The 3,189-nt window shown below is 54.5% G+C and carries 5 protein-coding genes and 1 pseudogene; 2 read left to right on the forward strand and 4 right to left on the reverse strand.

All coding sequences use genetic code 11. From position 1 onward, the window contains the following. Positions 1-127: 127 nt before the first annotated feature. Complete coding sequence (locus C1713_RS00735; protein WP_102492720.1) at positions 128-313, reverse strand: hypothetical protein; 186 nt, start codon at positions 311-313, stop codon at positions 128-130. Positions 314-652: 339 nt separating this feature from the next. Here C1713_RS00735 and C1713_RS00740 point away from each other — a divergent pair, with 339 nt between their 5' ends. Then, a complete protein-coding gene (locus C1713_RS00740; protein ID WP_050342349.1) occupies positions 653-913 on the forward strand; it encodes a hypothetical protein in 261 nt (86 codons plus the stop codon). 226 nt (positions 914-1,139) lie between these two features. Here the strand turns inward: C1713_RS00740 and C1713_RS00745 are convergent, their stop codons facing one another. From C1713_RS00745 to C1713_RS00755, 3 genes are all read right to left on the reverse strand, one after another. Continuing rightward, positions 1,140-1,862 (reverse strand): DUF4198 domain-containing protein, encoded by a 723-nt coding sequence (locus C1713_RS00745; RefSeq protein WP_039981186.1) that lies wholly within the window; start codon positions 1,860-1,862, stop codon positions 1,140-1,142. A gap of 124 nt (positions 1,863-1,986) precedes the next feature. Then, a complete protein-coding gene (locus tag C1713_RS00750) occupies positions 1,987-2,307 on the reverse strand; it encodes a hypothetical protein (protein WP_050342347.1) in 321 nt (106 codons plus the stop codon). Further along, positions 2,274-2,705, reverse strand: coding sequence for a hypothetical protein (locus C1713_RS00755; protein ID WP_050342345.1), 432 nt, complete (start codon positions 2,703-2,705; stop codon positions 2,274-2,276). The genes C1713_RS00750 and C1713_RS00755 overlap by 34 nt, the downstream gene beginning before the upstream one ends. A gap of 202 nt (positions 2,706-2,907) precedes the next feature. On the opposite strand from C1713_RS00755, the pseudogene C1713_RS12215 reads away from it, so the two are divergent. After that, a pseudogene (locus C1713_RS12215) lies at positions 2,908-3,189 on the forward strand (hypothetical protein); the annotation flags it as partial.

The following is a 3,189-nucleotide window of genomic DNA, read 5'->3' on the forward strand; positions in this document are numbered from 1 at the left end:
AAGGAGGGCCGAGGGGCCCCTGTTCGGGGACCCCCGCCGGAACCCCCCCGCCCCCCCCCGCGGCCGCCGCGGGGAGGAGGTGGGGAGGACAAAGGCTGCCGCCGCCGCGAATTGGTCCCCCCTGCTTCTAATCCACATCAAGTGGTGTAAAGGAGAGGGGAAAAAAGAAGGGCGCCGCCGCCGCCGCGCCCGCCGTGAGTGCCCCGATGAGCGCAAGCTCTCCCATCATGAGGAGAGCCGCCGCACCGAGGAGAACCGCCGCCGCGAACGCCAGACCAACCTGCCTCCAATACGCCGATAAAACCTGCCTCATATTCCTCCTCCGACCGCGCACGCAACAAAAATCCGACATCCACCATGAATGTCGGCGCACGCGCCGTCTTCGTTGAATATCAGTACCTTTATCTTATTCGACGCGATACCAAAAAATCCTTGCGAAAGAATACAATAGGCAAGGCACTTTTTCAATATTCCGTCAATACCATAAAGCGGGATTATTTACATTCGCCGTAACGATGTACTTCCCTTATGGTTATTATACGGGGTTCTACGGATTTCCGCAACCGTATTTTAATGTTAAATTGAATTTTATTCTTGTATTGTATCATAGGCTCTGATAAAATGAGCCGATTACAGAGAGAGGAGCGCATCCATGACCATCGAGGGAGCTGTCATTATCGAGAAGGGCGTCACCTTCGCCATCATCCACGTCGCGCCGGAGGTCACGCGCTACACCATCAAAGCCACGCAGACCCGCCGCGCCCTCATGCGCTTCTTCCCCGGCATGCCCATCATCCTCATGAGCCTCACACCGCAGGGCAAACCGCTGTACTACGGACGCAAGGACATCGTGGACTTTTTGAATACTGTACGCCTCAATCAGATCCCGTGGAAGAAGTATCATATTGTGTGAAAAGGGCTGTGGTACGAAGTTTTTCGTTCGTACGACAGCCTCTTATTCATAATGCCCCTTGCAGGCGGCAATGCAGATATTCTTTTCATCAAAGGCAGAGGGAAGCACTGATAAATTCAGCACTGCCATCTTAGCACATCCTTTCCACTCTATTGTACCATATTCGGTACAAAAGAAAAAGAGCCGTCATGCTTTCGCACAACAGCTCCCTTTTTCTCCGTGTCTTTTACTCCGCCGGCAGGATGAACGACAGCGAGCTGAAGATCTTCTTCGTCACGTTCGGATTGTCCGTCGGGAAGCCGACCTCGACGCCGATCACGTTCAGGCCGTTGTTCGCCACGCGCACGGAGACGAACCCATCTGCATCCGCCTGCGTCTCGGCCGTCAGGTTGCCGAGCACATCCGCAATGACAGGTGCATTCGCGTACGGCTGACCATCCTTATAGATGCGCAGGTTCAGCGTGTCGCCGCGCCGCAGGGTCAGCGGGTTCACCATCGGAACGATCTGGATGGGCACATTGTAGATCCCCGCCGGACGCACCTTGTCGCTCCAGTAGTGGACGTTGTACTTGTAGGCGTACGTCACCGACACGAGGTTCTCGATGTTCGAGTAGTCGCGCGTCGGAATGACCTTGCCGTCCGTCGTCTTGGCGAAATAGCCATAGTCGAAGAACGTCGCCGTCACACCGAGATCATCGCCCGGCACAATGGTGATGTTCTTCTCGCCGTCCACGCGCTCCACCGTCGTCGGCTGGAAGTTCACATCGTACGCATCAATGCGCTGGACACATGCGGGGTCGTAGGCATTGTCCAGGGGGCCCTCGCCGAGCACGAGTGCCTTCGTATCGACGCGATTCGCAAAGAACACGCCGTGCGCATCCGTCGATGCCGCGGTCATCGAGAGTCCGATGGCCGCACCGAGTGCCGCCGCCAAAAGCTTTTTCTTCATTAGATTTCCTCCCATCAAAAATAAGGGGTTCTGTGAATGCATACTGCCACTCCTATATTATTATAGTATAATTGATTTCTATTTGCAATAAAAAAAAGTACATACGAACAAAACGGGGGCAGCGCTATCCATCGATCTCCCCCGAGATCAGCGCACTGCCCTTGGGAGTTTCGTCAACGGGGACGAGATTGCGCCCTGCAAGCGCCTCATCGACAGGGATAAGTCCGCGCGCGGCAGGCTTCGTCGGTGCAAGACCATAGGCGGCATCTCCTTGCACGCGCAGAGCATTGATCTCATGGTGCAGCCACTTCAGCTCCTCTGCATGTTCGTGGAGTTCCCGATTTGTGTTGTTATGGTCTTTCAGCCGCGAAAGTTCTGACCGCAGTGCTATGACCTCCCTGCGCAGGGCACCTAGATCATCCTTATCCACATCGGCATCTGACACGCTCGACGATAGGCTTGCGGCAAACTCCAAACCTTTTTCCAGAGATCCTTTTCCCTTGTAATCTCCGCGATGTTTTCGCGCGCCTCCCGTCGAAAGTCTGTAAATCGGTCCTTATATTCCTTCTGCCATTCGTCGGTTTTCACCTCAAGCTGCTCCACACGATCCCCCATCAGAAACATGATACAGACACCCAGATAGATACCAGTCAGCAAAAGCCCTCCCAGAATGTACAGTATCGGTTCGTTCTCTGCGCCCATCTCCTTCAGCCCATGATAGACCAGCCCCACGCCGATCAGCAAGGGCAGGAGGAACCATGCCTTTTTAACAAAATACACCCCTGCTGCGAGCATTGCGCCGAGGATCGCGATCACAGCTAAAGCAGTCAGAACAGCATCCATCTTCCGTCATCTCCTCTTCGCCCAATATCTCCACAAAGATACTGTCTCGATTATACCATGTCGAAAGTAATTTTCAACAGGATATGGCAACCATGTTCTAAGGATCTCACAGAATACTAATCCCCTTTTTATTGCTCTCTATTCTTCATCTGAGATATTCGATATAGATTCATGCTTCGGATAGCTTCAAGGAGGAATATTTATGCACATTGTAAAAGCCTTTGCCCTTGCCGTCCTCATGCTCGCACTCGCCGTCTGCTTAGCTGACACGGCAGAGGCAGCGACCGACTGGGACGGCGGACGCATCCGCGCGGAGGGAACGGGCATCGCCCCCGCACGCACGGTGAGTGCTGCACAGGCGCGTGCGGCGATTGCGGCGTTTCCGGGCATCATCCTGCGCGACAACCCCGCAGAGCAGGAGTATCCGATGCCGCTCTTCACCTCGAACAAGTATGATGTGGAGATCGGCCGTCTGCGTTGCGAT

The sequence above is a fragment of the Centipeda felix genome (genome assembly GCF_900186465.1).
GTDB lineage: Bacteria > Bacillota > Negativicutes > Selenomonadales > Selenomonadaceae > Centipeda > Centipeda felix.

Bases quoted from the DNA above. Each gene is read 5' to 3' on its own strand.
- C1713_RS00735 (WP_102492720.1), bottom strand. From the start codon at position 313: ATGAGGCAGGTTTTATCGGCGTATTGGAGGCAGGTTGGTCTGGCGTTC.
- C1713_RS00740 (WP_050342349.1), top strand. From the start codon at position 653: ATGACCATCGAGGGAGCTGTCATTATCGAGAAGGGCGTCACCTTCGCC.
- C1713_RS00745 (WP_039981186.1), bottom strand. From the start codon at position 1,862: ATGAAGAAAAAGCTTTTGGCGGCGGCACTCGGTGCGGCCATCGGACTC.
- C1713_RS00755 (WP_050342345.1), bottom strand. From the start codon at position 2,705: ATGGATGCTGTTCTGACTGCTTTAGCTGTGATCGCGATCCTCGGCGCA.